The organism is Bradyrhizobium sp. Mp19 (assembly GCF_029952935.1).
Lineage (GTDB): Bacteria > Pseudomonadota > Alphaproteobacteria > Rhizobiales > Xanthobacteraceae > Bradyrhizobium > Bradyrhizobium elkanii.
On the sequence record NZ_JASAUT010000035.1, the window covers coordinates 29,102 to 55,230 of the forward strand.

Annotated in this window: 18 protein-coding genes; 9 read left to right on the top strand and 9 right to left on the bottom strand. The window is 63.3% G+C overall.

Annotated features, from left to right (window positions below):
- Nucleotides 1-16 precede the first annotated feature (16 nt).
- Together QJT82_RS30265 and QJT82_RS30270 are read right to left on the bottom strand one after the other, a co-directional pair.
- Entirely contained in the window at nucleotides 17-184 is a 168-nt protein-coding gene (locus QJT82_RS30265) for a hypothetical protein (RefSeq protein WP_196238150.1), read from the bottom strand.
- 160 nt (nucleotides 185-344) lie between these two features.
- Nucleotides 345-527: a zinc ribbon domain-containing protein gene (locus QJT82_RS30270; RefSeq protein WP_028340319.1), complete on the bottom strand. Its 183-nt coding sequence runs from the start codon at nucleotides 525-527 to the stop codon at nucleotides 345-347.
- Nucleotides 528-680: 153 nt separating this feature from the next.
- Between QJT82_RS30270 and QJT82_RS30275 the strand changes: the two genes are divergently transcribed.
- A complete protein-coding gene (locus tag QJT82_RS30275) occupies nucleotides 681-893 on the top strand; it encodes a hypothetical protein (protein WP_035631433.1) in 213 nt (70 codons plus the stop codon).
- A 210-nt stretch (nucleotides 894-1,103) separates the two neighbouring features.
- Complete coding sequence (locus QJT82_RS30280; protein WP_028340317.1) at nucleotides 1,104-1,865, top strand: hypothetical protein; 762 nt, start codon at nucleotides 1,104-1,106, stop codon at nucleotides 1,863-1,865.
- Here the strand turns inward: QJT82_RS30280 and QJT82_RS30285 are convergent.
- Nucleotides 1,862-2,389 (bottom strand): hypothetical protein, encoded by a 528-nt coding sequence (locus QJT82_RS30285; RefSeq protein WP_264623070.1) that lies wholly within the window; start codon nucleotides 2,387-2,389, stop codon nucleotides 1,862-1,864. The genes QJT82_RS30280 and QJT82_RS30285 overlap by 4 nt on opposite strands.
- Before the next feature lie 755 nt (nucleotides 2,390-3,144).
- Between QJT82_RS30285 and QJT82_RS30290 the strand changes: the two genes are divergently transcribed.
- Both QJT82_RS30290 and QJT82_RS30295 read left to right on the top strand, forming a co-directional pair.
- A complete protein-coding gene (locus QJT82_RS30290; protein ID WP_155258452.1) occupies nucleotides 3,145-4,374 on the top strand; it encodes a hypothetical protein in 1,230 nt (409 codons plus the stop codon).
- Between the two features lie 8 nt (nucleotides 4,375-4,382).
- Complete coding sequence (locus QJT82_RS30295) at nucleotides 4,383-14,531, top strand: VCBS domain-containing protein (RefSeq protein ID WP_259245038.1); 10,149 nt, start codon at nucleotides 4,383-4,385, stop codon at nucleotides 14,529-14,531.
- Nucleotides 14,532-14,845: 314 nt separating this feature from the next.
- Here QJT82_RS30295 and QJT82_RS30300 read toward each other — a convergent pair whose 3' ends face one another.
- The 4 genes from QJT82_RS30300 to QJT82_RS30315 all read right to left on the bottom strand — a co-directional run bounded on the left by QJT82_RS30300 (nucleotide 14,846) and on the right by QJT82_RS30315 (nucleotide 15,754).
- Nucleotides 14,846-15,058, bottom strand: a complete 213-nt coding sequence (locus tag QJT82_RS30300; RefSeq protein WP_028333636.1) for a hypothetical protein — start codon at nucleotides 15,056-15,058, stop codon at nucleotides 14,846-14,848.
- 29 nt (nucleotides 15,059-15,087) lie between these two features.
- Nucleotides 15,088-15,243, bottom strand: coding sequence for a hypothetical protein (locus QJT82_RS30305; RefSeq protein ID WP_155258451.1), 156 nt, complete (start codon nucleotides 15,241-15,243; stop codon nucleotides 15,088-15,090).
- Between the two features lie 90 nt (nucleotides 15,244-15,333).
- Entirely contained in the window at nucleotides 15,334-15,561 is a 228-nt protein-coding gene (locus tag QJT82_RS30310) for a hypothetical protein (protein ID WP_035631430.1), read from the bottom strand.
- A 37-nt stretch (nucleotides 15,562-15,598) separates the two neighbouring features.
- Nucleotides 15,599-15,754, bottom strand: coding sequence for a hypothetical protein (locus QJT82_RS30315; protein ID WP_196238149.1), 156 nt, complete (start codon nucleotides 15,752-15,754; stop codon nucleotides 15,599-15,601).
- A 224-nt stretch (nucleotides 15,755-15,978) separates the two neighbouring features.
- Between QJT82_RS30315 and QJT82_RS30320 the strand changes: the two genes are divergently transcribed.
- The 4 genes from QJT82_RS30320 to QJT82_RS30335 are packed head-to-tail and all read left to right on the top strand — an operon-like array spanning nucleotide 15,979 to nucleotide 19,587.
- On the top strand, nucleotides 15,979-16,467 hold the full coding sequence (locus tag QJT82_RS30320; protein WP_028340313.1) for a MarR family transcriptional regulator: 489 nt from the start codon (nucleotides 15,979-15,981) through the stop codon (nucleotides 16,465-16,467).
- 2 nt (nucleotides 16,468-16,469) lie between these two features.
- A complete protein-coding gene (locus QJT82_RS30325; RefSeq protein ID WP_028340312.1) occupies nucleotides 16,470-18,521 on the top strand; it encodes an FUSC family protein in 2,052 nt (683 codons plus the stop codon).
- Entirely contained in the window at nucleotides 18,518-18,724 is a 207-nt protein-coding gene (locus tag QJT82_RS30330) for a DUF1656 domain-containing protein (RefSeq protein ID WP_028333641.1), read from the top strand. Before QJT82_RS30325 ends, QJT82_RS30330 begins: the two co-directional genes overlap by 4 nt.
- Nucleotides 18,721-19,587: an HlyD family secretion protein gene (locus QJT82_RS30335; protein WP_259245039.1), complete on the top strand. Its 867-nt coding sequence runs from the start codon at nucleotides 18,721-18,723 to the stop codon at nucleotides 19,585-19,587. The genes QJT82_RS30330 and QJT82_RS30335 overlap by 4 nt, the downstream gene beginning before the upstream one ends.
- Nucleotides 19,588-19,606: 19 nt before the next feature.
- Here the strand turns inward: QJT82_RS30335 and QJT82_RS30340 are convergent, their stop codons facing one another.
- Entirely contained in the window at nucleotides 19,607-20,470 is an 864-nt protein-coding gene (locus tag QJT82_RS30340; RefSeq protein WP_028340310.1) for a tetratricopeptide repeat protein, read from the bottom strand.
- Between the two features lie 37 nt (nucleotides 20,471-20,507).
- Entirely contained in the window at nucleotides 20,508-21,173 is a 666-nt protein-coding gene (locus tag QJT82_RS30345) for a FecR family protein (RefSeq protein WP_028340309.1), read from the bottom strand.
- A gap of 321 nt (nucleotides 21,174-21,494) precedes the next feature.
- Between QJT82_RS30345 and QJT82_RS30350 the strand changes: the two genes are divergently transcribed.
- Entirely contained in the window at nucleotides 21,495-26,105 is a 4,611-nt protein-coding gene (locus QJT82_RS30350; RefSeq protein ID WP_264641732.1) for a DUF5801 repeats-in-toxin domain-containing protein, read from the top strand.
- Nucleotides 26,106-26,129: the final 24 nt, after the last annotated feature.

The window sequence follows — 26,129 nt, forward strand, 5'->3', positions numbered from 1 at the left end:
CGACGGCAAACCCGAGTCACTCGTCACCCCGACCGACGGCATCTCCCGGTTCTAGCAAGCTCAGTGCGGTCTCGATCTGCGTGAGCTGCCTTTCGATTTCCTCGCGCTCGTTCGACCCGGGATCGCTCTCCAGTTGCGCCAGTAGCCGTTCTTTCCGCGCAAGCAACTTCGCGACGGTCGACATCGCGCCCTCCCCATATTCTGCAGCGGCATCTCTCAAAGAAGTTGGTGCGCCGGCGACGATCCCGCCAGTCCTGTCGCCGGCAACGGATGCCACCGCAGGCAGGATGGTCACAGACGGATGGACAAACCGGCCTCGGCGCCAGGGCCGGATTCTTGGGAAGCTACTTAGCCGGCGGGCGCAGCGGGCTGTCCGCCCATTTTTGGGCGGCGGGGTTGTGCAGCGGATCCTCGTCGCAGGCGGGGCAGACGTATCGCTCGCCGCCCCGGTCCGTCTCGTCGGGGACAAGCTTCATCGCCTTCCCGCAGTGCGGACACCGCTTCCGGATCAGGTACAGCTCGGACATCTGAATTTTCCTGCCGCGACCAGCTTAGTGCCGCAACGAGCGCTCGCTCAAGGGAAATCGCGGAGCACGCCAGATCGAACGATGCTGCTTGACGATGCCGCCGTCGATGTCATCAAATTAAATTCGTCGGTGGCGTTGGTGGAGTGACGCGTCATGGCGCTGGAGCAGGAATTCTACCGGGCGATGGCCCATCGCGTGCGCGAGCTGGCCGCAAGGGCCGACCCCTTCATCAGGCGGCGCCTTTTGAAGCTGGCCGAGGGATACGAAGCCAAGGGGCGCCCGCAGGCGCCGGTCCCGAGAGTCGAGCGGCCCCTGCCGATTCCGCGCCCGCCTCTTCACCTCGTCCAGGGACCCGGCGAGGCCTGAAGCCCAGCGTCGATCGCGGACGCCGCTGCGGGCCGGAAGTGGATTCGTCGACAACAAACGGTTTCCGCCGAAGGCATCGGAGCGAGACTCCAAGGATTCGTTCATCAAGACTGGAGAAGGCGTGCGGCCCAGGACGGGGCGGCGCCTCCTGTTAATCCGCTGGAAGCCAGGCCGGCGCCAGAACCGCGGAAAAGAAGCGCGGGGGCGTTCATGGCGGAATGGGCGGACGGGGAATTGGCGGCGTTGGTCAGGCGGGTGCTCCCGCCGCGGCGTCCGGAATGGCGGGTGCAGGTCGTCGACAACCCCGACGAGGCCTGCGCGATGTTCGCCCAAGACCTTCTTCGGGTGCAGCGTCACTGGCGGGAGGCCGTCTACGACGCCGGCCTGCATTCCGTGATGATGCATCATCCGCTGAGCCTGGTGAGGCTGCGCGGGGGTGCACGCATCGGCCTCGAGATCTGGCGCGCCAGGGCGATCCGCAGAGAAAAGCAGAGCCTTACGGAAGTCCCAGGCTATCTCGCGCGAGCGGTCGACGGGAAACGACTCGCCTTCGACAAAAACCGGAAGAAGGCAGAGTTCTTGGCGCTGGCGGCGGCGCAGGGACCGAAGTCAGGTCCGGTGTTGGCGTCGCCGGCGCGGGTGCGACGGCGACGGGCCATGTTGGACGACCTCGTCAGCCGGATGAGGTACGACGGCGGCTTCCGCGTGGCGGCTGCGGACTACCAAAGGTGGTTTCCGGCATCCGGCATGGCCGTATTCAGAGGATATGGGGCCGAAGGCGTTCCGATTGTCGCGGTCGTGAACGAGGCCACGGACGGTCTGGCTGCGCTGCAGGATCACGAATTCGAAGACTTCATGGTTCGGCTGCGGTGGGACTTGGAGCGGGCCGGATTGACCGAGCTGGGCGGAAGTCCGCGGCTTGCTCCGGAGGACGATGCCGTCCTCGCGGAGCTCGGGAGCGCTCAAGGTTAGCTCTCGGTCGTCTCCAACTGCGCCAAGTCGTCTTCGTCGAGCTTCGTCCCCAGGCTGTAGCTGTGTAGCCGCGCGCTGCGGTAGCGGAATTTCGCGCCTCGCATGACGACAAACTTGAGGCGTCCGGCGACCAGCATCTGCAGGATCGGGACCAGCGCGTCGGACGGGATCCCGACGTGCCCGTCGATCCTCTCCGGATAGAGCTCGAGCGATCCGACCGCGATCGGCTTGAGATCCTTGCGCCGCTCCTCTTCCAGGCTGACCGACGGAAACAGCGACACTTCCACCCGGTCAGTCTTCAGCCCCGCCGGCCTCAGCATCCGGCCCTTGAGCTCCACGTGCCGGTGTTCATGGTAGGGATCGAGCGCGTTCCGCAGCGTGTTGAGCGCCAGCCAGTAGGAAAAATCCCAGTCCTCGATCTCGACGATGTAGTCGACGATCTCCTCCGGCGGCGCCCGCCGGCGCTTCGCTTTCCTGGTCGGTTTAGGCTTCGGCTCGGTGCCCATGGCGATCTCTGCCGGCATCCCGCAGCGAGGCTATCCGAGTCGGCGTCTCCCGGGAATTCCAGCGAAGGATCCCCGCCGGCCACGATCCCGCGCAGGACGGCGAGGCGCGGGTCGACGAGATCGTTGGCCACCCGCTCGAACTCGGCGCGGTCCATCTTCGCGAAACCGTCCCACCAGTCCGCGGCGTACCGCTCCTCGAACACGACGCCGAGCACAAGAATGAAGTTCGCCTGCACGACCTCGTTCTCCCGCAGCCGATCGCGGAGCACGGGGACGGCGCCTGCAGCCTCGGCGATGGCGCCGGCGCGGGATGCCTCGTCATCGAGAGCCTCACGGATCCTCTCCTCGACGAAGTCCATCAGGTCGAGGACGAAGGCGACGAATTCGGTTCGTGGTGTCATGACTTGCTCCATCGGGTTTCGATCCCGATCGCGTAGCCGCTGAAGGTTTCACATGGTCTCATTCGCAGTCACCGCGGCAACATTTGTTGACAGAAGTCGTCGCGAAGAAAAGTTAGCTTCCCATCGCGCTCAGAAAATTGCGTAGAGCGAATTCCGCTCCGCTCTTCGGGGTTGCAATTCCATTCGAGCAGCTGGACAACTTTTCTTGCGGAGTTCTGGCGATGGCTTCCGCGAATTCGGTGGCGTTTCGCTTGTATCGCGTCGTGACGTCGAAATGGATTCGTGGAAACGGGAATGCGTCATCGTTGCTCTCAGCAGATGTCTGTCAAATCTGACACTTCCTCCTCCGAACAGGTAAGTGCCGCCGGAGCCGTGCCGTCCTCTCACCGCACTGTTGCGAGGGGCGCCTTCGCCGCATTCCTGTCCGCGTTCGCGGTTGGCCTGGTGGCGCTCTTGCCGGCGCCCCCGGCTAAGGCGCAATTCCTCAAGAACACCATTCCGCCAGCGAGTCCCTTCTTTCGCTTCAAGGCCGAATACGTCGTTAAGGCGACGGGCGAGGTCGTGAAGTTCGACCTGGTGCGGCCGTGCGTGGCCAGGTTCGCCCGCACCACGTCCGGCGACCGCATCGATCTCGGTCCGCTCGGCGGTGAGATGTACAACGCCGCAGGACACTTCGGCGCGGTCCACCTGTTTCCGAAAGTGACGCAGGATCACCACGCCATCGTGGTTCGGATTCCGCAGACATGCGACGGCCAGACGACGGCAAACGGCGCCGTGCCGATCAACATGACGCCCTGGGTCCGCTGGTACGAAAATGCCGACGACCTCTCCGACGGGCTACTGTACGCGACCGAAGAGTCCTACAGGAGCCCGTCGGCGAAGATCGAATTCCGCGGCGCCTCGATCGAGACCGCGACCGTGGACGACTTCAAGGAATGGATCAGGCGCGCGCCCGAAGGCTTTCGGCCGTCAAAGGACGTTGAGAGTCCGCTCGGATTTACCCAGTACCAGATCATCGGGTCCGATCCGATCGCCTCGACTTGCATCGGCATCGAGAAGCTGACTTTCCCGCCGGAGCTGGTGACGCGTCTGGACGAACTCTGGCCGCCGGAGAAGCCGCATTTCTGGAGCTGGATGGTGGCGGAGCAGGCGGGCAAGGAAGAGCAGCTTCGCAGCATCTTCCGCGACGTCGGGCGGCACGACGCGCAGTACGTCTTCGACGGCATCCCAAACAGATACTTCCTGCACGAAAAGAACGCTGAGTGGATGCCTCATCTGCCGGACGGAAAGTCCGTGCCCGTATTTCCCTTCGGACACATCCCGCACGGCAGACGTTCGGCGGAGCGGGAGAAGGAAATGGGGATGCCACTCTATTTCGACTTCGATCTCCGGCCCGAGATGCGAGGATTCCTGTCCTGCAAATCGATGAGGACGTTGGAGCTGCTCTACCGCGGCATCTACGCCCCGATCATCGAATCCTTCGCTGGCGGCGAACCGATCGTGGGCGAGAGCAAGAAGAAGATCACGCCGTCTGGGCAGAACGAGCCGACGAGATTCTTCGAAAACGACACCGCGATGTATGTCCCCACCGCCGTCAGATAAAGGCAAAGATGACTGATAATCTCAATTGGGCGGCGACGTACGCGGCACTTGCTGATGAAGTGTATCGATTCAACGACCAAGATTCTCCGCTCCGGCCGCTCGACATCTTGCCGGATGCATCGGCAGCGCAACTAAACGATATCGCACTGAGCTCGCTCGGACTGTCCTACGACCGTGGGACCGGAATGGTCTACTCCACGACCGGCGACGGGTTCGGTGCGCAGGTTCTCCAAGTCGGCGGCCAATATATTGTTGCGTTCCGCGGCACCGACTGGGCCGGCTCGAAGGATGGCGGCGATTTCACGGCCGACGTCGAACTTGGCGCTTTCGGCAGCCTGAACAATCAGGTTCTGGATCTCATGAACCTGATGACCAACGTCATCAACACCTCAGGCACAAGTGCGAATATCACGGTCGTCGGCCAGTCCCTGGGCGGCGGCCTGGCCACGCTGGCGAGTGCCATCTATGGCGTGAAGGCCTACGTCTATGACCCTGCGCCCTTCGGCAACGAGCTCAAGACCCTCGCCTACTACGAGACCGCGAGGGATTTCGATCTTCTGGGGAGCGTCGGATTCGGCACGAGCGCTGTCGCTATCGCGCGCCTTGTGCTGTCAGGCGGGACCGACGTGCTGACGGCCGCCGGACAGTATATGTCCCAGTACCTGCACAACATATCGACCCTGGTCCAGGCGTATCGCGTCAACGGCGAGGCGCTTTCCGTCATGTCCAACATAGGGTCGTTTCTCCTCGCTTACGGCTCTCAGTCCTTCACCTCATCCGGACTCTACGCCGGCTTCACCTACGACGGGCAGCCCATCACGCCGCTACAGGCCAGCGTCCTGACGTCTGGCAACTACACCGGATGGGACGCCGCCGCCGGCCTTCACAATCCATCCCTCATCGCACTCATGATGAAGGAGGCGTCGCTCCAGGGCGCCACGTCGGGAGACACGCCGTTCGGACTGCTACTGGCGTCCGACCCCGCTTTCGCCCACGCCCTATTCTCTAACGACGGCGTCATCGCCGGGCCGACCGACAACCAGCGGAACGACCCCACCTTAACGAACTCCTCGGGAGGGCAAGTCCCAAACACCAGCGCCGTCGACGGCAACGTCCCCGACGTCGGAACATTATATCGGGCGCTGTGGGTCAACGACCAATTCAGAAGTCATTTCGAGACCGCCTTCAACCAGATCGAGAACGGCATCGCAGGAAGCGGACTGGGCTCCGCCAGCTACGCTCTGTCCGCCGATGGAGACCCGACACTCGACATCCATCAAGCTCTCATGGAGCTTGGTCTGCGGGTCGTACGCGATGGCATTAGTTCGTATTTCGACGCCGGTGCGCAGAGGGTCGTCTACAACATCACAACCGCGGCGCGATACGTCTTCGATTCGATCCAGGGCAGTGCGGACGCGGGCTCCGACAACTACGCCATCGTGCGGACGGGCGACTTCCACGCAAACGGCGGCACGGACCAGACCCTGATCGACCAGGCCCACACGGCCATCGACAACGCATTCCTGGCGCTTACCGGCAACGCATTCGGGCTCGCGGGCTGGTCGGCCGAAAGTCAGTTCCTGAGCCCGGCACTTCCGTGGAAGGTCCTGGTCGTCCAGGACGGCGCCGACGACGCCGCGATGTACTACACCCCGACGGCCGACGTAATGAACGAAAACCACCTCGTCATCGGAGGGGCCGGAGTCGACGTCGTCTACGCCTCTGCCGCGACGGACTACATCTACGGGGGCGGCGGATCGGACCTGTTCTACCTCGGCGACTGGAGCGGCCAGGCGGCCGACAGCGGTCAGGGCGACTACGTCCACGGCGGCGACGGATTCGACACGGCTTCCTATGACAGTTCGACGTCGGGCGCCGTAGTCCACCTCGACGGGTCCGGCGCCGGACACTTCCTCACGGTCTCCGACAATGGCCGGGGCGGCAGCGACGAACTCGCATCGATCGAAAAGATCACGGGCGTCAGAGAACTCGACGTCACCGGCATCGACATCTCGGGCTATGGACTCGAAGACGATGGAGTCGGATCCACGCTCCTCCTGATCCAAGGCAACGGAGACGCCACCTTCGGCAAACTGACGTCCGGCTGGATCACGTTCGGGGAATCGGCATCCGAAGCCGGCTATTACGAGATCTACACGCTGCATCCTGGCTGGTTCGGCGGGTACTCCATCCAAGACACCGGGGTGGCCATCTCCGGATTCTCGACCTACGCCATGTACGGATCCGGAGAACAAGAAGCAATCTTCTCCACTCCTTTCTCCAAATTCGAACTCTACGGCCCCTCCGAGACGATCGACATCTCGGGCGCTTCCGATCTGAATGACGCCACTATCACGGCCATCGGGTCGAACGCGAAGATCATCGCTGGCGACGCATCGGTCACGATCGAAAACGTGCACAACGATGCCACGCTCGACCTCCCGGGATTGTGGCTCGATTACCTGATTTCACAGGACGAAACCGACGGTCCGTTTACGATTGTATCGGAAGGAACCGGGCAGGTCGTCCTGTTGGACGGCATCGGGTACGTCGACTTCGAAGGCCAGCTCCTCGACCGCGACCATCTTCTGGAAGAGGCTCCGACGGGAATATCGCAGATACTCGGACCCGTCGTGGTTATCGGCCCCGGGGATCCGGTCCCGCCGTGGACGTTCGTCGGAAAGGCAGTCGATGCCAATCAGTTCGACACCTGGGCGTACTCCCTCGACAGCGGATCCGATCAGTATTTCGACCTCGACTACGTCCCCTCCGACCCCACCGAGTTCTCGCTGACTCAGAAGGCAGACGCTCCGATCGATCCCGCCGAATGGAGGGACATGATCGCGACAGCGCTCGGCTATGCGCCATCCTTCCTGGACGCCAACGACCTATACTTCCTGATCGCCGAAGCCAACAGCGGCCAGCACCAGGACATCGCCGACGCCTTGGCCGCCGCATTCGACGGAACGCCGTACGTCGCCGAAGTCAAGGTAGAAGACGGCTTCGGCGCCGACGTAACCGTCCCCATATTTCTCACTATCCACCAGGAAACCTCTCGCCAAGACGTCGTTCCCGCCCAGTGGAACGGACTCCCTATCGGAGTGACTTTTGCGGATCCGGACGTCGGACTCGACTACACCTTCGTGGACGACGGCGGCAGACTGGCCTATGCCGGAAGCGCGCCGATCATCGCGGGCAACGATGTCATCATATCGAACGCGGACTCGACCAGCATCGAGGCCGGTAACAACGCGCAGATCACGGTGAACGGCTATTACGGGATCGGCGCCACGATCACGACCGGCGAAAACTCGGTCATCGCCATCTCCGACGACTGGAACGCGGACTACAACACTGCATACTACACAGTCGACGCGGGAGCCGACTCATGGCTCTACGACCAGGTGTGGGGCAACTCCACGCTTTCCCTGTCGGCCGGTACCAGCATCGAAGTCAGATCCTGGTTCGGCCATCAAACCATTTACATGAACGAAAGCCTGCAAGGGCTCACCGTCATCCCCAACCCAGACTTCGAACAGCACCCACACGCCTATGAACTGATCTCCGGATCAACCGTCCAGGTCGTCGATTTCATTCCAGGCCTCTATTTATTCACTCCTGACCAGAACTACTTCCCGACGCTGGTCTTCAACGACGTCACGGTCAATGCCGCCGACCTCTGGCACTATTATGCCGATCAGGCCTCGCTGACAAACGGGGACAGTTTGGCGTTCACCGGCACCCTGACGGAGATATCAGGCGTCTCAGCGCAGAACCCGCACGGCCTGAACTCTGCATACGCCGGTGTAACCTATCGAGACCCCTATTCTCTTTCGACCCAGCCAGACACAATCTCCGTTACCTATGCGGGAACTACGCCCCAGCTCGGAGCGCTGTCCGTGGCCGGAATTGTGCAGCCGTTCTTCGGCAACGGCTTCGCCTCTCTAAGCTACAACCTATCGGCATCGGCAGCGATCCCGAAGATGGGCGTACAACAGGATTACGTCGTAACCCTGTCCGACCAGAACGGCCACTCCGTCTCGCAGAACTACAGCGTCTTCGTCAGCGGCAGCGGCCCCACGACGTCGTACGATTCTTCGTTCCTGAACCGAATCGCCGTCTTCGAAAATCCGACTGGGGCGACGACCGCCGTCGGCGCCTTCTCGTTCGCGGACAGCGACCTCTCGGACGTGCACTCTGTGTCCGTCTCGCCGATCGTCTCCTACGGAGCCACTTACGGCGGCCACGTCGGCACCCTGTCCGCCTCGATCGCGCTCGATACGACGGGCACGGGTGACGGGCAGGTGTCGTGGAGCTACTCCGTCGACGACAGCGTGCTCGCCGCGATGAAGCCCGGAGAGACCTACTTCGATTCCTTCCGCGTCAAGATCGACGACGGAGTCGGCGCTCCGATCTACAAGGAATTCGATTTCGTCGTGGCCCCGACGCCGGGGCGTATCACGTGGGATGCGGCCAGCACGCAGCCGCAAACGATCGTCGAACCGGAAAACTCCGTCGACACCCAGATCCAAAGCGGAAAGATCTTCTTCACCGACGCGAACGCGGCCGATCAACACCAGCTAACCGTGCGCAGCGCCGGCGGAGCGATGTTGGGCACCTTCAACGCCACCCTTGTGAAGGACACGACCGGGGGCGGAACAGGCGAAATCGACTGGACATATACCGTCCAGGGAAGCGCGACCAATTGGATGAGCGCCGGCGATTCCCATGACGACCGGGTACTGCTCGAACTGACGGATCAAAGGGGCGACACGGCGACGACCCCTCTCGATTTCAGCACGACGAAGACGCCCGGCCCGGATCAGACCTCCGCGTCCATCTTCCTGGACATCGCGGCGCTCGGTGAACACGCCGCGCCGGAACAGATCGACCTGCTGCAGGTGCTGACGGGCGCCGCGCAGGCTGGTCTCTCGGTCGTCCCCGGCAGCCTCATCGCGGTCGCCGGCGACGGCCGTCAGGCGCAGGTCTCGGTTCAGAACGGCGTCGCGACTTTCGACCCCTCCCAATTCGCAGGTCTTTCAGCCGGCCAAAGACTGCCGGTTGCGCTCAACTTCGACGTGACCGACGGGATTGTCTCGATCCATGTGACCGAATCGCTGACGATCCTCGGCGAGAACGACGCTCCCGTCATCAGCGCGCTTGCGCCGCAATGCGTCGGCCAGAACGACGCACCGACTACGATCGATCTCGCCGCAACGGCGATCGACCCCGACATCAACGATGTCGACAGGCTGGTTGGAGGCAGCGTTTCGGTTTCGTCGAGCGATGGCCACCAGGTCCAGTTCTCTCAATCGTCCACGGGCGTCACGTTGGATCCCTCGCAATTCAGGTATCTTGCTGCGGGCGAGCATCTCGACTTGATCGTCTCCTACGCGGTGACCGATGGCACGACAACGACGGCCGGCCAGCAGACGATCACGATTGCCGGTGCCGACGACAGGCCTACCGTGGCGCCGATCACCGCCGGCAGCGTGACCGCACGCGATGGGGTCCGCAGCATCGATCTGCTGCAGGGCGCGGCCGACGTCGATCACGGAACCACGTTGTCGATCGATGCGCAGTCGCTGACGATGACCTCGTCCGATGGGCACGCCGTGACCAGCTCGCTGAGCGACGGCGTGCTCACGATCGATCCTGGTCAATTCCAGTACCTGCACGCGGGCGAATCCGTCCTCCTCACCGCCACGTTCGACGTGTCGGACGGCGACTTGAGCGTTCACAACACGGCCATGCTGACGGTGGTCGGCATCAATGGCTCTCCAGAAGCCACGCCCATCATGGTCGGCACCGTCGACCAGAACGACCCTGTCAAGGTCATCAACCTCCTGCAGAACTCGACCGATCCTGACGGCGACGTCCTGTCGGTTGTCGCCGGCAGCTTCGCAGCAACCGCCGCGGACGGCCGCACCGTCCAGGTCTCGGTCCAGAACGGCATCGCTACGATCGATCCATCCCAGTTCAAGGATCTTGGTGCCGGCCAGACCTTGGCCGTAACGTTCGGGTTCGACCTCACCGACGGGGCCGAGACAACGCACGGGACCGGATCGCTCTTGGCCAAGGGCGAAAACGACGCGCCGGTTCTGGCGACCCTGCCGCCGCAGACCGCAGGGCAGAACGACGCCTCTTTGACCGTCAACCTCGCTGCGACCGCGACCGATCCAGATCTGAGCGACGTCGACACGCTCGTCGCCGGCAGCGTCTCCGTTTCGTCGAGCGACGGACACCAGGTTGGGTTCTCGCAGACCGCGACGGGCGTGGTCGTCGATCCGCATCAATTTGCCTATCTGGCCGCGGGCGAGCATGTCGACCTGACGATCTCCTACACCGTCACAGACGGCTCGGCGACGGCAGCGGGACAACAGACGATGACTATCGCCGGTGCGGAGGATGCCCCCACCGTGACCGCCGTCCTCGCCGGTTCGGTGACGGAGCGCGATTCAGCCCAGGCGATCAACCTGCTGCAGGGCGCATCCGACATCGATCACGACACGACGCTGTCGGTCGTTCCCCAGTCCTTGACTCTCATGTCCTCCGACGGTCATGCCGTCGTTGGCTCCCTAAACGGTAACGTACTCACGATCGATCCGGGACAGTTCCGGTATCTGAACTCCATCGACTCTGTCGTTGTCACGGCGAGCTTCGACGTGACCGACGGCTCCGCCATCGTCCACAACACAGCGATGCTGACCGTGACCGGCGCCAACAGCGCTCCGACCGTTTCGCCGATTACCGTCACTCTCGACCAGAACGACCCCACTACTTCGATCGATCTGCTGCAGAACGTCGATGATCAGGACGGCAAGAGCACGGTTTCGATAGATCCCACTTCGTTCGCGGAGTGGGCTGCCGACGGGCATGCGGTCACCTATACCCTGACGAACGGCATCTTCAGCCTCGATCCGCATCAATTCAACTATCTCAAGGCCGGGCAATCCGACGTCGTCACCGTGATCTACAACGTCACCGATGGCGAGGCCATGGTCCACAACACGGCGACCATCACTGTCAACGGAGAGGACGATCCTGCCGTCGTTCCGTGGCGCATCCTGGGCGGCATCACGCCGACAACAACCACCTACAACATCAACGGCCTGACCGGCGTAACAACGCCGGACCAGGGCACGCATACGTTTTCGATCGTGGATGGATCGATCTCGGCGGTGTCGAGCGACGGCCATGCCATCGCAGTCACCCACTCCGCCGGCAGCCAATACATTTTCCTGGATCCGAGCCAGTTCGATTATCTCGGCGTCGGAGAGTTCACCACGCTCGCCGTCAACTACGACGTGGCGGTCTCCGGATCCGCAGCGGCGCCTGCCCACGCTTCTCCGACGCTTCTGATCTTCGGCACGAACAGCGGCATCGCGATCCCGACCCAGCCAACGATTCAAGTGCCCGATACGTCCAGTTTCGACATCTATCCGGGCATCTCCGGGACGTTGACCGCGACGGATGTCGACATCCACGACGGTCGGTTCTGGACGCCCTACGGGTATGCCCTGGTCGAAGCGACCGTGGTCGGATCCTATGGCGCTTTCCTGGTGACGCCGGATGGCCATTATACGCTCGTTCCCAGCTCGCAGAAGATCAACGTGCTACGCGCTGCGGGAACCTTCCAGGATTCATTCAGCGTACAGGTCGACGATGGGTTCGGTGGGCGCAACACCGGCAAAGTCTGGGTCAACTACGCCCCGGCGAATGACGCGCCCACCTCCCCGTATTTCAACACAGGAGGCGCCGTCCTCGAACATGCCAGCAACGGCTCCGCTGTCGGGACGCTGAAGGCCGTCGATCCGGATGCGAGCGATGGTCTCACCTGGTCGCTGATCGACAACGCCGGCGGGCGGTTCGCCATGTCGGGGGCCGGACAGGTCACCGTCGCGAACGGAGCCCTGCTCGACCACGCAGACGCAGCCGGGTACGACATCACGGTCAAGGCCACCGACCTCGGCGGCCTCTTCGTCCAGACGACCGTCCACATCGCCCTCCTGCAGATGCCGACGGCGACGACTGCCGGCACCGCGAGCGCCGACACGCTGACAGGCACGTCCGGCAATGACGTCGTCACGGGCCTCGCCGGGAACGACACCATCAACGGCGGCACCGGCGACGACCTGATCCTTCCCGGGGCCGGGGTCAACCATTCCGACGGCGGGACCGGCGTCGACACCGTCTCCTACGTCGACAGCACCGTCGCCATCACCGCCAACCTGGCGGCCGGCACGGTCGTTCGCAGCACCGGCACCGACACCGCGACGAACTTCGAGAACATCGTCGGGACGTCCTATGACGACACGATCTACGGGACTTCCGGAGCCAACGTGGTCGACGCTGGCGCAGGCAACGACAAGATCTACGGACGCGGCGGTGCGGATACCATCGACGGCGGGATGGGCGTCGACACCGTCTATTTCGACGACGCCACGGCGGCGCTGACCGTCAACCTGCAGACCGGAGCCACCGGCGGGGCCGCAACGGGGACGACCCTTCTGAACGTCGAGGGCGTGGTCGGAGGATCCGGGAACGACACCCTCACCGGCCTCGCTATCGTGGCCAGCACGCTTTCGGGCGGCGCCGGCGACGACGTCCTGACCGGCGGATCCGGCAACGACACCTTCGACGGCGGCACCGGCCACGATACCGTCTACGGCAGCCTCGGCGCCGACGCGATCACCGACGTCGACGACCTGGTGCTGGACTACTCGGCTTCTCCATCGTCCGTCGTGCTGTACTCCACGGGCACCTACACCTATGCCGGCATGGGCGGCTACGCCGACGGCGACACGCTCACCTTTGGCGATGCCGCCCACCAAGGCACCGCCAAGCTCGAGCTCCACCTGACTGACTACGTCGACGGTGTCCGTCTCAATCCCTACGACGTCAATACGGTCTACGCCGGCGGCGGCAACGACAACGTCTACGTGCTCGACAGCACGAACTTCGCGATCCAGAGCAAGGAAACGATCTACGGCGGGGACGGCTATGACATCATCCACCCGGGCAACGACGGCTATGACGTCGTCGACTTCGGCGCCGGCGGCGGCGTCCTCGACTACCAGATCAACAACGGGTATGTGAACTTCCACTGGGCCGAAGCCGGCGGCACCGGCACGGTCGAGGTCTACAGCGGCACGACCGCGACCAATATCGCCGACCACGGCCAGACCCTGGTCACCGGCGACTTCGAAACCTTCGAAGGCAGCAAGCTCGCCGACACGATCTTCGGCAATAGCCAGGCCAACTTCATCTTCGGCAACGGCGGCAGCGACGTCATCGACGCCGGCGGCGGCGACGACCACATCGCGGCCGTCGGCACCATCCACGGTGGCGCGGGCAACGACTCGATCTACATCACCGGAACGCCGACCGCGGGGGCCGGAACCGCCAACGTCTACGGCGATGACGGCAACGACACCATCTTGCTAGGCACCTCGTCCGCGACGGACATCGTGATCTGGGGTGGCGCCGGCGACGACGTCATCGACGCCTCGGCCGGCAATGCCAGCACCATCGTTCATGGCGGCGCCGGCGCCGACACGATCCGGATGACCTCGTCCGAGACTCTGTCCTACAGCGACGCCCAGTCGGGGGTCGCCATCGACGGCATCAACGGGACCGCGGGGGACGCGCTGGGCGACTTCATCATCGGCGCTCCGAAGATCGTCGGCTCGAACTTCGGGGACACGTTCACCAACACCGCCTTTGAACTCCATCTCGGCACCGGCAACAACACGGTCACCAACAACACGGGCGTCGTCTTCGGCGGTACCGGCAACGACACCATTACGGGGAGCTCCGGGGCGGACATCATCCACACCGGCGGTGGGGCCGATCATCTTTGGGGCGGCGGCGGGTCGGATCAGTTCTACTTCGACCACCCCGGCACGAACGACCAAGCCACCCTGCAGTACGCCTGGGGCGACGGCGGCGACACGATCTACGGCTTCACCCACGGTCTGGACACGATCGACATCGCCCGCATCGCCGGCGATCCGGATCCGACCGTCACCGTGTCCCAGGCCAGCGGCAACACCACCGTGCACATCGCCTGGGACGCTTCGCACTCGGCGTACATCACCCTGAACGGAGTGCAGCTTTCGAGTTTCATCGCCGGCCAGGACTACCACCTGATCTGAAGAGGCCGCTGCGGGCCGCCACCTGCCGGCCAGGCGCCGGTCGGCCGCATTCGCCCCGGAATCGAGCCGCCGGCGGCCTGCAGCGGCCTAATTCGGCGGTTGAATTGCAACCTGAGATAACGGACGGCGGATTCCGTTACACTCTTATGAGTCCCAAACGCGGCTCCGATACAATCTTTTGAGTCCCACGTGACAATCTTATGGGTCCCACTGGCACCGGAATCATTGGGGTTTGTTGGTTAATTTGACACTCTTATGAGTCCCGGCACATCCGCGTCGTCCTCACACCGAATGCAAGCCGTACTGCTGTGGTTTCAGGCGGGCCGCTTGGTGAGGGCTGCCTCGCCCTCCTCGCGTCCGGGTACGCTGACGTGGACCTCGTGCCCCATCCTGATCGCCAGAGCCGCGGCGGCCGCCGCCGATTCGAATGCAGCTTCCTTGGTAGCGTATCCGCCGTTGAGATTGCCGTCGTGCAGGACGCCCCATTCCTCGCCGGCCGCAATCACCGCATATTGAGCCAATCCCATCGTCTCCTCCTTGCGCGAGCGCCGCTGCGTCAGGTCTCATTCCGCTGGTATCTCTCGCGGACGACCTCCTCGCCGGCCTGCAACGCGCGCCTGCTGCGAAAATGGTGCTGAAGCACGCCGAAGATCAAAGCGGTCAGAAGCACGAGCGCTCCGATGCCGTAGATGATTTCAAGGCCCATATCCATTCGGTCTCTCCAAGCCTTGCTCTCGAAGCCTTGTTCTCGAAGCCTTGTTCTCCAAGCCTTGCTCTCTTGCCGCCCGCCGGGCGGCATCGTTCATCCGCTCTTCTCGGCGCTGTCGATGCTTTCGCGGTGAATTTCGCGGGCGTCGCTGCCGATCACCGAGATGAAGTAGCCGCGTCCCAGATATTCCTGTCGGGTCTCGGCAAGGTCGATCGCGAGCCGCTTGGCGACGGCAATGGCTTCATCGCGGTCGGCAACCGGCTGGCCGGTTGCATCGATCACGCGCTCATCATTCACGATCGCGAAGTGAAAGGCGGGCATTCGCTATCTCCGCGCATCACTGCGTGTTCGATTCATGTCACTTTTCCAGGTCCGGCTTCTCGTCTCCGGAGCGCTTCGCGTCGCCGGAGCGCTGCTCCTTCTCCGGGTTTCCCTTCCACGGCTTGTCGGTTTGCGCGTGGGAACCCCACTCGCTCGGGCGTCCGGAATCCGGCGTGACAGGCTTTCTGTTCACGACAATCTCCTCAGGAACAGAAGCTTTTGTATCCCGATGCGTTCCTAACCGGCCGCGCTCAAGGTCCGCCCGCAACTGAGCCTGCGATCACCATAACCAGCGCATCGAGGTCGATCGTGCAGCAGTATTGACGCTCCCTCACTCAGGATCGCATTCGCGTGATCATCCGCGATGTTCGGAGCTATATTATTGCATCCTAATAGTTCGCATCCTATCTAATTTGCATGCCGCCTTCGCAGTCCCATATCCACGCCGAGATCGGTCGCCTGGTGACCAGGCTCGCCCGGATCTGGCGCCGCCAGTCGGATCAGGCCTTGTCCGACCACGGCCTGTCCTACGCGACGGCGATTCCGCTGCTGGTGTTGTCGCGCCAGGGGGAAACCGTCCGGCAGGGCGTGCTGGCCGATGAACTGGGAATCGAGGGGCCCTCACTGGTGCGGCTGATCGATCTGCTCCAGTCCGAAGGCTTCGTCGAGCGTCGCGAGGACCCGACCGACCGGCGCGCCAAGACGCTGCATCTCACCACGAGCGGCGAAGCCAAGGTCGAGGAGATCAACCGGGTACTGCGCCGCGTGCGGGCCGGCCTGCTGAAGGATATCGGCAGCGCGGAACTTGCGGTAACCTTCGAGACGCTGCAACTCATCGAGCAGCGGGCGAGCCGCCTGCAGGACGCCAGGATTGCACCAGCCAAGACTGCTCCAGAGGCGAAATAGTCATGCGCGCGGAAGAGCCGTTCCTGGTCCGCCACGCGGACCTCGTCTTCGCGTTGAAGACGTTCGCGGCGTCGATGCTGGCGCTCGTCATCGCCTTGGCGATCGATCTGCCGCGCCCCTATTGGGCGATGGCGACGGTCTACATCACCTCCCAGCCGCTGGCCGGCGCGACCAGCTCGAAGGCGTTCTTCCGCGTGATCGGCACGCTGGTCGGCGCGAGCGTCACGGTCGCCCTGGTGCCGAACCTGGTCAATGCGCCGGAACTGCTGTGCCTCGCGATCGCGCTCTGGGTCGGGCTCTGCCTTTATCTGTCGCTGCTTGACGGTACGCCGCGCAGCTATGTCTTCATGCTGGGCGGATATACCGTCGCACTGATCGGCTTTCCGTCGGTGGCTGACCCTGGCAGCATATTCGATGTCGCGCTGGCACGGGTCGAGGAGATTTCGCTCGGCATCATCTGCGCGAGCCTGGTGTCGACAGTGGTGTTTCCGCGCAGCGTCGCGCCGGCTGTCGGCGGCCGCGTCAGGAGCTGGCTAGCGGATGCGCGCCGCCTGTCGCGCGACGTGCTGCTTGACCATGGGACCAGCGAGACGCACCGGGCCCAACGCCTGCGTCTTGCGACCGACATCGTCGAGATCGATACGCTGGCGACCCATGTCTCCTATGACCGCCTGGCCGACGTCGGCACCGTGCGTGGCCTCGGTGAGGTCCGGCTGCGCATGCTGATGCTGTTGCCGATCATCACGTCGATCGAAGACCGGCTTGCCGCACTCGGCGAGGCGGCGCTGCAAAGGCAACCGGAGCTACGGCGCCTGATCGACGATCTCGCCGCATGGATCGTGGACGAGGACCGCCAGCGGCAATCCGGCGAGCAGATCCGCGCTGCAATCGCCGAGCGGCAATCCGCGCTCGACGGCGTCGTGTCGCGGGAGCGCATCATCACGATCAGCCTGCTGCTCCGGCTCCGCGAGCTTGTCGACATCTCGGCCGACTGCCGCGCAATAGGTGACGCGATTGCCGCGGGCCGGGACATCTCCACCGTCCCGCTGGCGTTTCACCCGGAGTCGGGAGCCGCGCCGGTCCGTCATCGCGACCACGGCATGGCGCTATGGTCCGCCGCGGGGGCGGCGGTGGCCATCCTGATCTGCTGCGGTCTGTGGATTGCGACCGGCTGGGCCGATGGCGCCTCGGCGCCGATGATGGCGGCGGTCGCCTGCTCCTTCTTCGCCGCGCAGGACGAGCCGGCGCGCAGCATCCGGGCCTTCGGGCTGTTTTCGCTGGTCGCGATCGTCGTCGTCGCGATCTATCAGTTCGCACTGGTGCCGGGCATATCCCATGTCGAGGTCCTGATCGCAGCGCTGGCGCCGACCTTCCTCCTGTACGGTTTTTTGATCGCACGGCCCAAAACCGCGCCGATTGGCATGGCGCTCGCCGCCAACACCGCGACGCTGCTCGCACTGCAGTCGACCTACAGCGCGGATTTCGCCAGTTTCGCCAACACGTCGGTCGCCTTCTTCCTCGGTGTTGTCATCGCGGAGATCGTGACGCGGATCGCGCGCGGCGTCGGCGCCGAATGGATCGCCAAGCGGCTGATGACGTCGAGCTGGCAGACGCTCGCAGTCGCGGCCGAGCGGCGCGGCCACGGCGATCGCGCGCAGTTTGCCGGCCTGATGCTGCATCGGCTCGGCCTATTGGTCCAGCGGATCGCCTTCATCTCCGAGAGCGACCGCCGCGATGCCGACAGCCTGGTCCAGTTGCGCATCGGGCTCAACATCATCGACCTCCGACGGGCCCGTTACGGCCTCGCCGCGTTGACCGTGCGTGCCATCGACGACATGCTGGACGACCTCGCGGCGGCGTTTCGCGCCCATGCGGACGAGGCAATGTCGGCCGGACTGCTGACGTCCGTCGATGCGGCGCTGTCCGCGGTCGTCAAGGATCCCAATGAGCGCGCGCGGGACGATGCGTTGCTCGGCCTCGTCGGCATCCGCCGCGGCTTGTTTCCGGATGCGCCCGCCTATCGATCGCAGCCCGAGGAGAGTTTCGCCGCATGAGATATGAGCTCGACATTTACGGCGTGCTCGTTCCGGCACTTTTGCTATGGCTCATCGTCGCCTATGCGCTAAGCGCGGTGGTGAGCCGGATCATGCAGCGCTTCGGGTTCTACCGGCTGGTCTGGCATCGCGCGCTGTTCAATTTCGCCCTGTATGTATGCCTGCTCGGCGTCGTGGTTTATCTTTCGGAGTTTCTGCCATGAAAGGGAATTTCGCCTGGCTCGGCCGGGTTGCGCTGACCGCGGTCGCCGTCATCGCCGCACTCGCTGCCGCTCGCGCGCTCTGGGTCTACTATATGGAATCGCCATGGACCCGCGACGGCAGGGTCCGCGCCGACGTGATCCAGGTGGCTCCCGACGTCTCCGGCTTCGTCACCGACGTACTGGTCAGGGACAATCAGCCGGTGCGTCGCGGCGACATCCTGTTCCGGATCGATCGCGCACGCTTTGCCCTGGCACTGAAGCAGGCCGACGCGGCGGTCGCCGGCCATCGCGCAACGCTGGATCAGGCCGACGCCGACCTCAAACGCTACAGCTCGCTGACCACCGATGCGGTGTCGCAGCAGAAGCAGGAGCAGGTTCTGGCGACGCAGCTGCAGGCCAAGGCGGCCTATGACCAGGCGGTCGCCGACCGCGCCGTCGCGCAGCTCAATCTGGATCGCAGCGAGGTGCACGCTTCGGTGAACGGCACCATCACCAATATGGACCTCCGGCCGGGCGCCTACGTCACCGCGGGCAAGGGCGTGATGGCGCTGGTCGACACCGACACGCTGCATGTGGAAGGCTATTTCGAGGAGACCAAGCTCGCGCGCATTCGCGTCGGCGACAAGGCGCAGATCCGGCTGATGGGCGAGCCGGTGCGGCTCACCGGACATGTCGAGAGCATTGCGGCCGGCATCGAGGATCGAGACCGCGCGGCGGGCGCGAGCCTGCTCGCAAACGTCAATCCGACCTTCAGCTGGGTTCGGCTCGCGCAGCGCATTCCCGTGCGCATCGCGCTGGACCATCTGCCGGATCGCATCGCGCTGGTCGCCGGCCGTTCGGCGACGGTCGAGATCATGGACTAGCCGGCCGGGCCGCACTCGCCTATTGCACGCCGTAGCGCGTGAAATCGTCGCCGATGCTGCCCTGGATCGCCTTGGCCGCCGCGATGTCGATATTGCCGCCGGCCTTGTCGCCCCGCTTCAACTTCGCGAGCCCCCGTCCATAGAGTGCGCTTGCGAGCTTGGGATCGATGCGAAGTGCAGAGCTGTAGTCGGCAATCGCCGCGCCAAGCTCGCCGGTCTTCAGATAGATCAGGCCACGCGAGTCATACGTCGCGGCGTTGGCGGGCCCCGATTGAAGGGCCTTGTTGCAATCCTCCAGCGCCGCCTGCAATTCGCCGAGGATGGCCCGGCTCCAGCAGCGTCCGCTCCACACCCCGTCCAGGTTCGGCTTGAGGCGAATGGCCTCATCGTAGTCCTGCACCGCGCGCGCATAATCGTTCTTCTTCAAATACGCGCCGGCGCGGTTGGCGAAGGCCTCGCCGTAACTTGGGTTGAGCCTGATCGCCTGATCGAAGGCGTCGGTCGCGCGATCATATTCGCGCTTCCTGAGATAGGCCACGCCGCGGTTGTTGAACGGCTTGGTGTAGGTCGGATTGAGCTCGATCGATCGATCAAAATCCCGGATGGCGCCGTCGTAGTCTCCCTTGGCAGCGTAGGCGTTGCCACGGTTGTTGTAGGCGATCGCGAGGCCGGCAGGGGTCATGTCCTGACCCGCATCGATCAGCGCCGTGCAAGCAGCAACGCGCGCGTCGGCCGGTGTGCGATCAAGGCCGCTGCACAATCCGATAGTGCGGAGATAGTTGTCCTTCTTCGGGTTCTGCGCGATCGCAGGCAACGCGGGGAGCATCGCAACGAGAAGCGATGTCAGGCTGACAATTACGCCGGCGCTTGCACGAAGTTTCATATCGGGCCTTGCTTGCACGAAACGGGCTGCGCCTGGCCTAGCACCCTCGACAGATGTTCGGATTGAACTTGTGGAGAGTGTTTTGCTCAGGTTGCTGCGGCGTTCGTGTCCCGACCTTCCTGACCTTGCTCTTGCCCTCTTCAACAAGCGTTGCGAACTTCACCGTTCCATCGTCCGATATCTCGATGCGTGGCGTTGTGCCTCGAATACCCATCGTTGCCACGGGAGTGTCGATCTTCATGTCGCCGGTCTTCGCAATGTTGCCGGCAACGAAGGTGAACGTCCCGTTGGTCAGTTTGAGTAAGGTCGAGTTTGACTTGCCGTTCGGATCGTACACGAACTCGGTCATCGCCATCTTGGCGTTGCTCGACAGATTGAACGAAGTGCCGTCGGTGAAATTGATCCCGACGCGTCCGTCAGCTCCCGTTTGCACCACGTCGCCCAGATAAACGGGGTCGCCAACCTGCGCCTGAGGCAATTTGCCAGGCAGCCCTGCCTGAACGACGACTGCACTCGGATGCTCGATCGTGACCGAACCGGTGGCGGCTACGACTCTGCCGATGAATTTCAATTGAATATTGTCGACCGCAGGCTGGGCCGGTTCGGTTTGCGCCTGCACCTGGCCGGGCGCGAGCGTTGCGAGCGCCAGGACGAAGCTTGCAAGCAATTGAACAATCAAATGGATGCGCACGATCCCCTCCACGAGAAGGTCTTGTCGTGTCGTGGCTCGATGGGTGGTCGGGACCGCCGGGCCGAGACTGCAGGACCTTGAGTGCCAGACGAGTTGTCGCGGACAGGCCTAAATGCCTGACGCAGTTCGACTAAAAATTAATAAGTGGACAATTTGCATGGTAATCATACTATTAATTTTGCGGGGCTGCACGCGCGATAAAGGACAGCAGTGCTGTCATTTTCGTATTGCTCCCCACAGTATTGGAATTCGATTTTTACTGCCGAATTTTGGTTTCAATCAGGACGTTTCAGCGGACAAGCCTATGGCTGACGGCGCGGGGTTTTTCGCCGCGTGGCCGAACCAAGCCAAAATAAAAAAGACTGCGGCACCACCTCCCGCTCGAACTGCCTAACAGGCAAAAAGCCAATGTCAGTTGCGTCCGGCGTAGAGTTCGGGGACGCGTGCATGGCCGTTTTTGGCCAGCCGCCCCGCGTGGTTGGCACTGTTTGGACGACGATCGGCTACGGCACGATCGCGCGTGCCCGCGGCATACCGATTCAAATCGTAGCTGGCGATTCCGTTCGCCAGGGTGACGTCATCGAGGTCGGAGACGGCGGGCGGATCGAAATCCGCCTGGTCGATGGCAGGGTGCTCAATTTGCCGGCCAGCACCCGGCTGGAGTTGGGCGACATCGCGCAGGATCCCGGCGCGGGCTTGCGGCCGGGCCCGTTCGCAAAAGCCAGAAGCCTCTTCCGCCTCATCGGCAGCCGGCTGGCAGGGTCTGGCGTCCTGACCGCGGACACACCGGTCGGCACCATTCGGGCCAGCGGCCTCGGCATGCTGTCATTGGCCGCCCTGACCTTCTCACTGCTGGAGGACGCCCGGGCCGCGGAGCCGAACGTCACCTTCCTGGACGACGACAACATCAAATACAAGGACCTCCACCACGGCGTGTTCGAGCTCGTGACCAAGGAGGCGATCCCCCGTCATATCATCGTCGAGGATCCTGAAGAGACGATCACTCTGAGCAGAAGAGGATCTTCCGTCGGCGTAAGCCATGCCACGAATTCCCCTGCGCACATGGAGGAATTACGGGAGGCCCAACAGGAGACGCTTGCCTATTTCGAGAAGGGACCGGCATCGAAAGGGTCCGGCATGCCCGCTCTCGAAGGGGGCCAGCTGCTGCTGCCGATCAATTTTATTCAGCAGTCCCCGCTGTCGCCGGTGCAAGATACGCTCGGGCCGCTGCCGGTGGCGATCTTCGCGAAAAATGATCTCTTCAAGCTGCCGCCGGCTCCGCCGAAGCTGAACCTCGGAGCGGGGCCGACTGAAATCGATACGGTGATATTTGACGACTTTAATGCGGCGAGCGGGACCTTTTCCGCGACCAGCATCAAGGGCGGCGCACTGAAATTCGGCATCAGCGGAGGCGCCACCGGCAATACGGTGCTGGGACAGGCGACATACGACGTGTCGAGCGTCGGTACATTTGGCACGCTCTATCTCAACAGCGCCACCGGAAATTACACCTTCGTTCCGAACAATGCCGCAATCAACGCGCTGAAGGCCAACACGACCCAGAGCTTCGTGATCACGGTCTCGGACGGCTCGCTCTCGGCCAGCGAGAGCTTCGACATCAGCATCCTCGGCGCCGATGATGCCTCCATCATTTCCGGCACCAAGGCCGGCTCGGTGGTGGGTGCGGTCGGCGTCAGTCATGCCTCGCCCGGCCTGCTCATTGCAAAGGGCACGCTCACCGACACCGATGTCGACGATCCCGCCAATACCTTCAGCGCCGTGAACGCGCCGACGACAACCGTTGGTGGCTACGGCTCATTCACGCTGACAACGGCCGGCGTGTGGACCTATACGCTCGACAACGCCAACAGCTCCGTGCAAGCCCTCCATGTCGGCAATACGCTGACCGACAGCTTCACGGTGACCACGATAGGCGGCACCCCGCAGACGGTGACACTCACCATCCACGGCCCCTTGATCGAGATCGGAACCGCGCCATCGCTGACGTTGAGCGAGACCCATCTGACAGCGACGACGCTGGACGACAACATCGCCGGCTCGGCACCGGACGTCGCGCTGACGACGACATCAGGCGAGTTCTCGGCGGCATTCGTCACCGAACCGGGTCTGACGGTCAGCTACGCACTGACGATCACCGGCGGCAACGGTACGGCGTCAGGGCTGATCGATTCGCATACCGGCCTCGCTGACCTGCTGGTTCTGAACGGAAACACCATCGAAGGCCATGTCGGTACAGCAAGCGGGGCGCTCGCGTTTACCATCACGGTTGACCCGGCCACGGGCCGCGTGACCTTCGTCGAGCACCGCGCGGTCGAACAATCGTCGGGTACCAGCCCCGACAGCGGCGAAGGGATCGCGCTGGGGACCGGCCTCGTCAACCTGATCGCGACGGTCACGGAGAGCGACGGCCAGTACCAGGATCTCAGCATCGATCTCGGCAAGCAGCTGACGATCACGGACGACGGCCCGCGAATCGAGGCGGCGGGCACCGCCCCATCGCTGACGTTGAGCGAGACGCATCTGACGGCAACGGCGCTGGACGACCACATCGCGGGCTCGGCACCGGACGCGGCGTTGACGACGACTTCCGCCGATTTCTCGACGGCGTTCACTTCGGTGCAAGGCGCCGATGGCGCGACCATCCGCTACGCGCTGACGATCACCGGCGGCAACGGCACGGCGTCGGGGCTGATCGACTCGCATACCGGCCTCGCTGACCTGCTGGTTCTGAACGGCAACACGATCGAAGGCCGCGTCGGCGCGACCAACGGCACGCTGGCATTCACCATCACGCTTGATCCAGCCACGGGACGCGTGACCTTCACCGACTACCGGCCGGTGGAGCAGCCGCTCGGCACCAGCCCGGACAGCGGCGAAGCCGTATCGCTGGCCGCGGGCATCGTGAGCCTGAACGCCACGATCACGGACAAGGACGGCGACTTCCAGAGCGCCAGCCTCGACCTCGGCACCAAGCTAAGCATCAGCGACGATGGCCCCTGCATCCGGGCCAATTGCACCGCTCCGTCGTTGACGCTGAGCGAGACGCACCTGACGGCAACGGCGCTGGACGACCACATCGCGGGCTCGGCGCCGGACGCCGCGCTGACGAAAATTTCCGCCGATTTCTCGACGGCGTTCACCTCGCTCCAGGGCGCCGACGGCGCGACGACTCACTATGCACTGACGATCAACGGAGGTGACTGCACCCCATCCGGTCTGATCGATTCGCATACCGGCTGCTCCGACGTGCTGGTTCTGAACGGCAACACCATCGAAGGCCATGTCGGCACAGCGAGCGGGGCGCTGGCATTCACCATCGCGGTTGATCCGGTCACGGGATGCGTCACCTTCACCGAATATCGCGCGGTGACGCATCCGTCCTGCGACAACCCTGACAGTGGCGAAGCTGTGTCGCTGACCGCCGGCGTCGTCAGCCTGGTTGCCACCATCACCGACAAGGACGGCGACTTCCAGAGCGCGTGCATCGACCTCGGCAAGCAACTGACGATCACGGACGATCACCCGAGCATTTGCGGCTTCCCGGAGACCTTCGTTGCCGCTCAGGACCATCAGACTGCGACAGGCACCTACGATATCAATTTCGGCGCGGATGGCGATGCCGCGATGTTCGTTGCCGTCCACAACGGTCCAGTCGGCTGCACGGGATATGATCTGGCCACGTCATGCCTGGGCAACGGCATTACCGCGGTGCACGTCACCGGACATGGCGATGATTACAACTTCTACTATACGACCCATGAGGTGGGCGGCGGCGTCGAACTCGACGCGTATCTAACCGATTGCGGCGGCAGGCTGGACGATCCGTATTTCAAGTTGCTGATCGATCCGGATGGAACCTTCTGCTTTGATCTCGAGCACGCCGGGCCGTCGAAGGACGTCACCGTCAGCGGCTCGGATTTTGATGCCCCGATTTGCGGTACGCCGTCATTGACTGCTCCGGACGGACAACTGGTGATTACCGGGTCCGACTGCGCCGGCCATCCGCTCGATGTCAAGGCATCGGACTGCGGTATTGCGGTCGGCGACAGCGGATTGCAAATGGACCCGGCCGAGCAGTTGAACCTCGCGTTCACCGAGAAACAATCGCAGGTCAGCTTCAATCTCACTGAATGGCAGGGCTACGGCACCGCCGGTGTGATCTTCAAGGTTCTCGATGGCAGCGCCGACGTTCACGACTTCTGCATCGATGTGCCCAGGCCGCTCTGCGGCAGCGCGAGCTTCATGGTCCAGGAGACATCGGACGCATCGCTGATCGATACCTACTCCTTTGATGCCACGACGACGACATACACGCTTTACGTTGACAGGTCGTTCAGCCAAGTCCAGGTCGATTACGATCGGGTGGAAGCCGGGTGTCCCACCTTCGCGGTCAACAACATCAGCTATACCGAGAAGACGAGCATCAACGCGGATCTCCTGTTCGATGTGACAGCGGTCGATGCGGACGGCGATTCGGCCACGACCAACCTTCAGGTCGATATTCAGTGTCACACGGCGGGGATGGACGCCTTCATATTCGCCGCCAGCCCGGACAGCGCGGCGCCGCCGGCCGGCGGCAGCGCTCCAGCGCCCGATGTTAGTCCGATGTCAACGAGTAGCCACGAGGACGTGGCGTTGTCTCAGGCAATGCTGCCCTTCGTAGACAGCGGAACGACCGGGCAGTCCTTTCATTTCGCGGAGCCTTCGAGCCTTGAACAGCAGGGAGTTGTGTCTCCTCCACAATTCGCTCAAAGCCCCACGTGGTTCGGTCACGACGATTCCGCCGGATTTCAGCTGGCACAAGGAGTTGCAGTTGGTGGAACGCCGGCAATGGGGCCGGCTATCCCGGCGCAAACAGATTTCTTCCCGGACCATACGCCGGACACCGTCGTGACCCATCCGCTACACGATCTGATCGTGTAGCGATCCCTTCGTCGAGCGATCCCT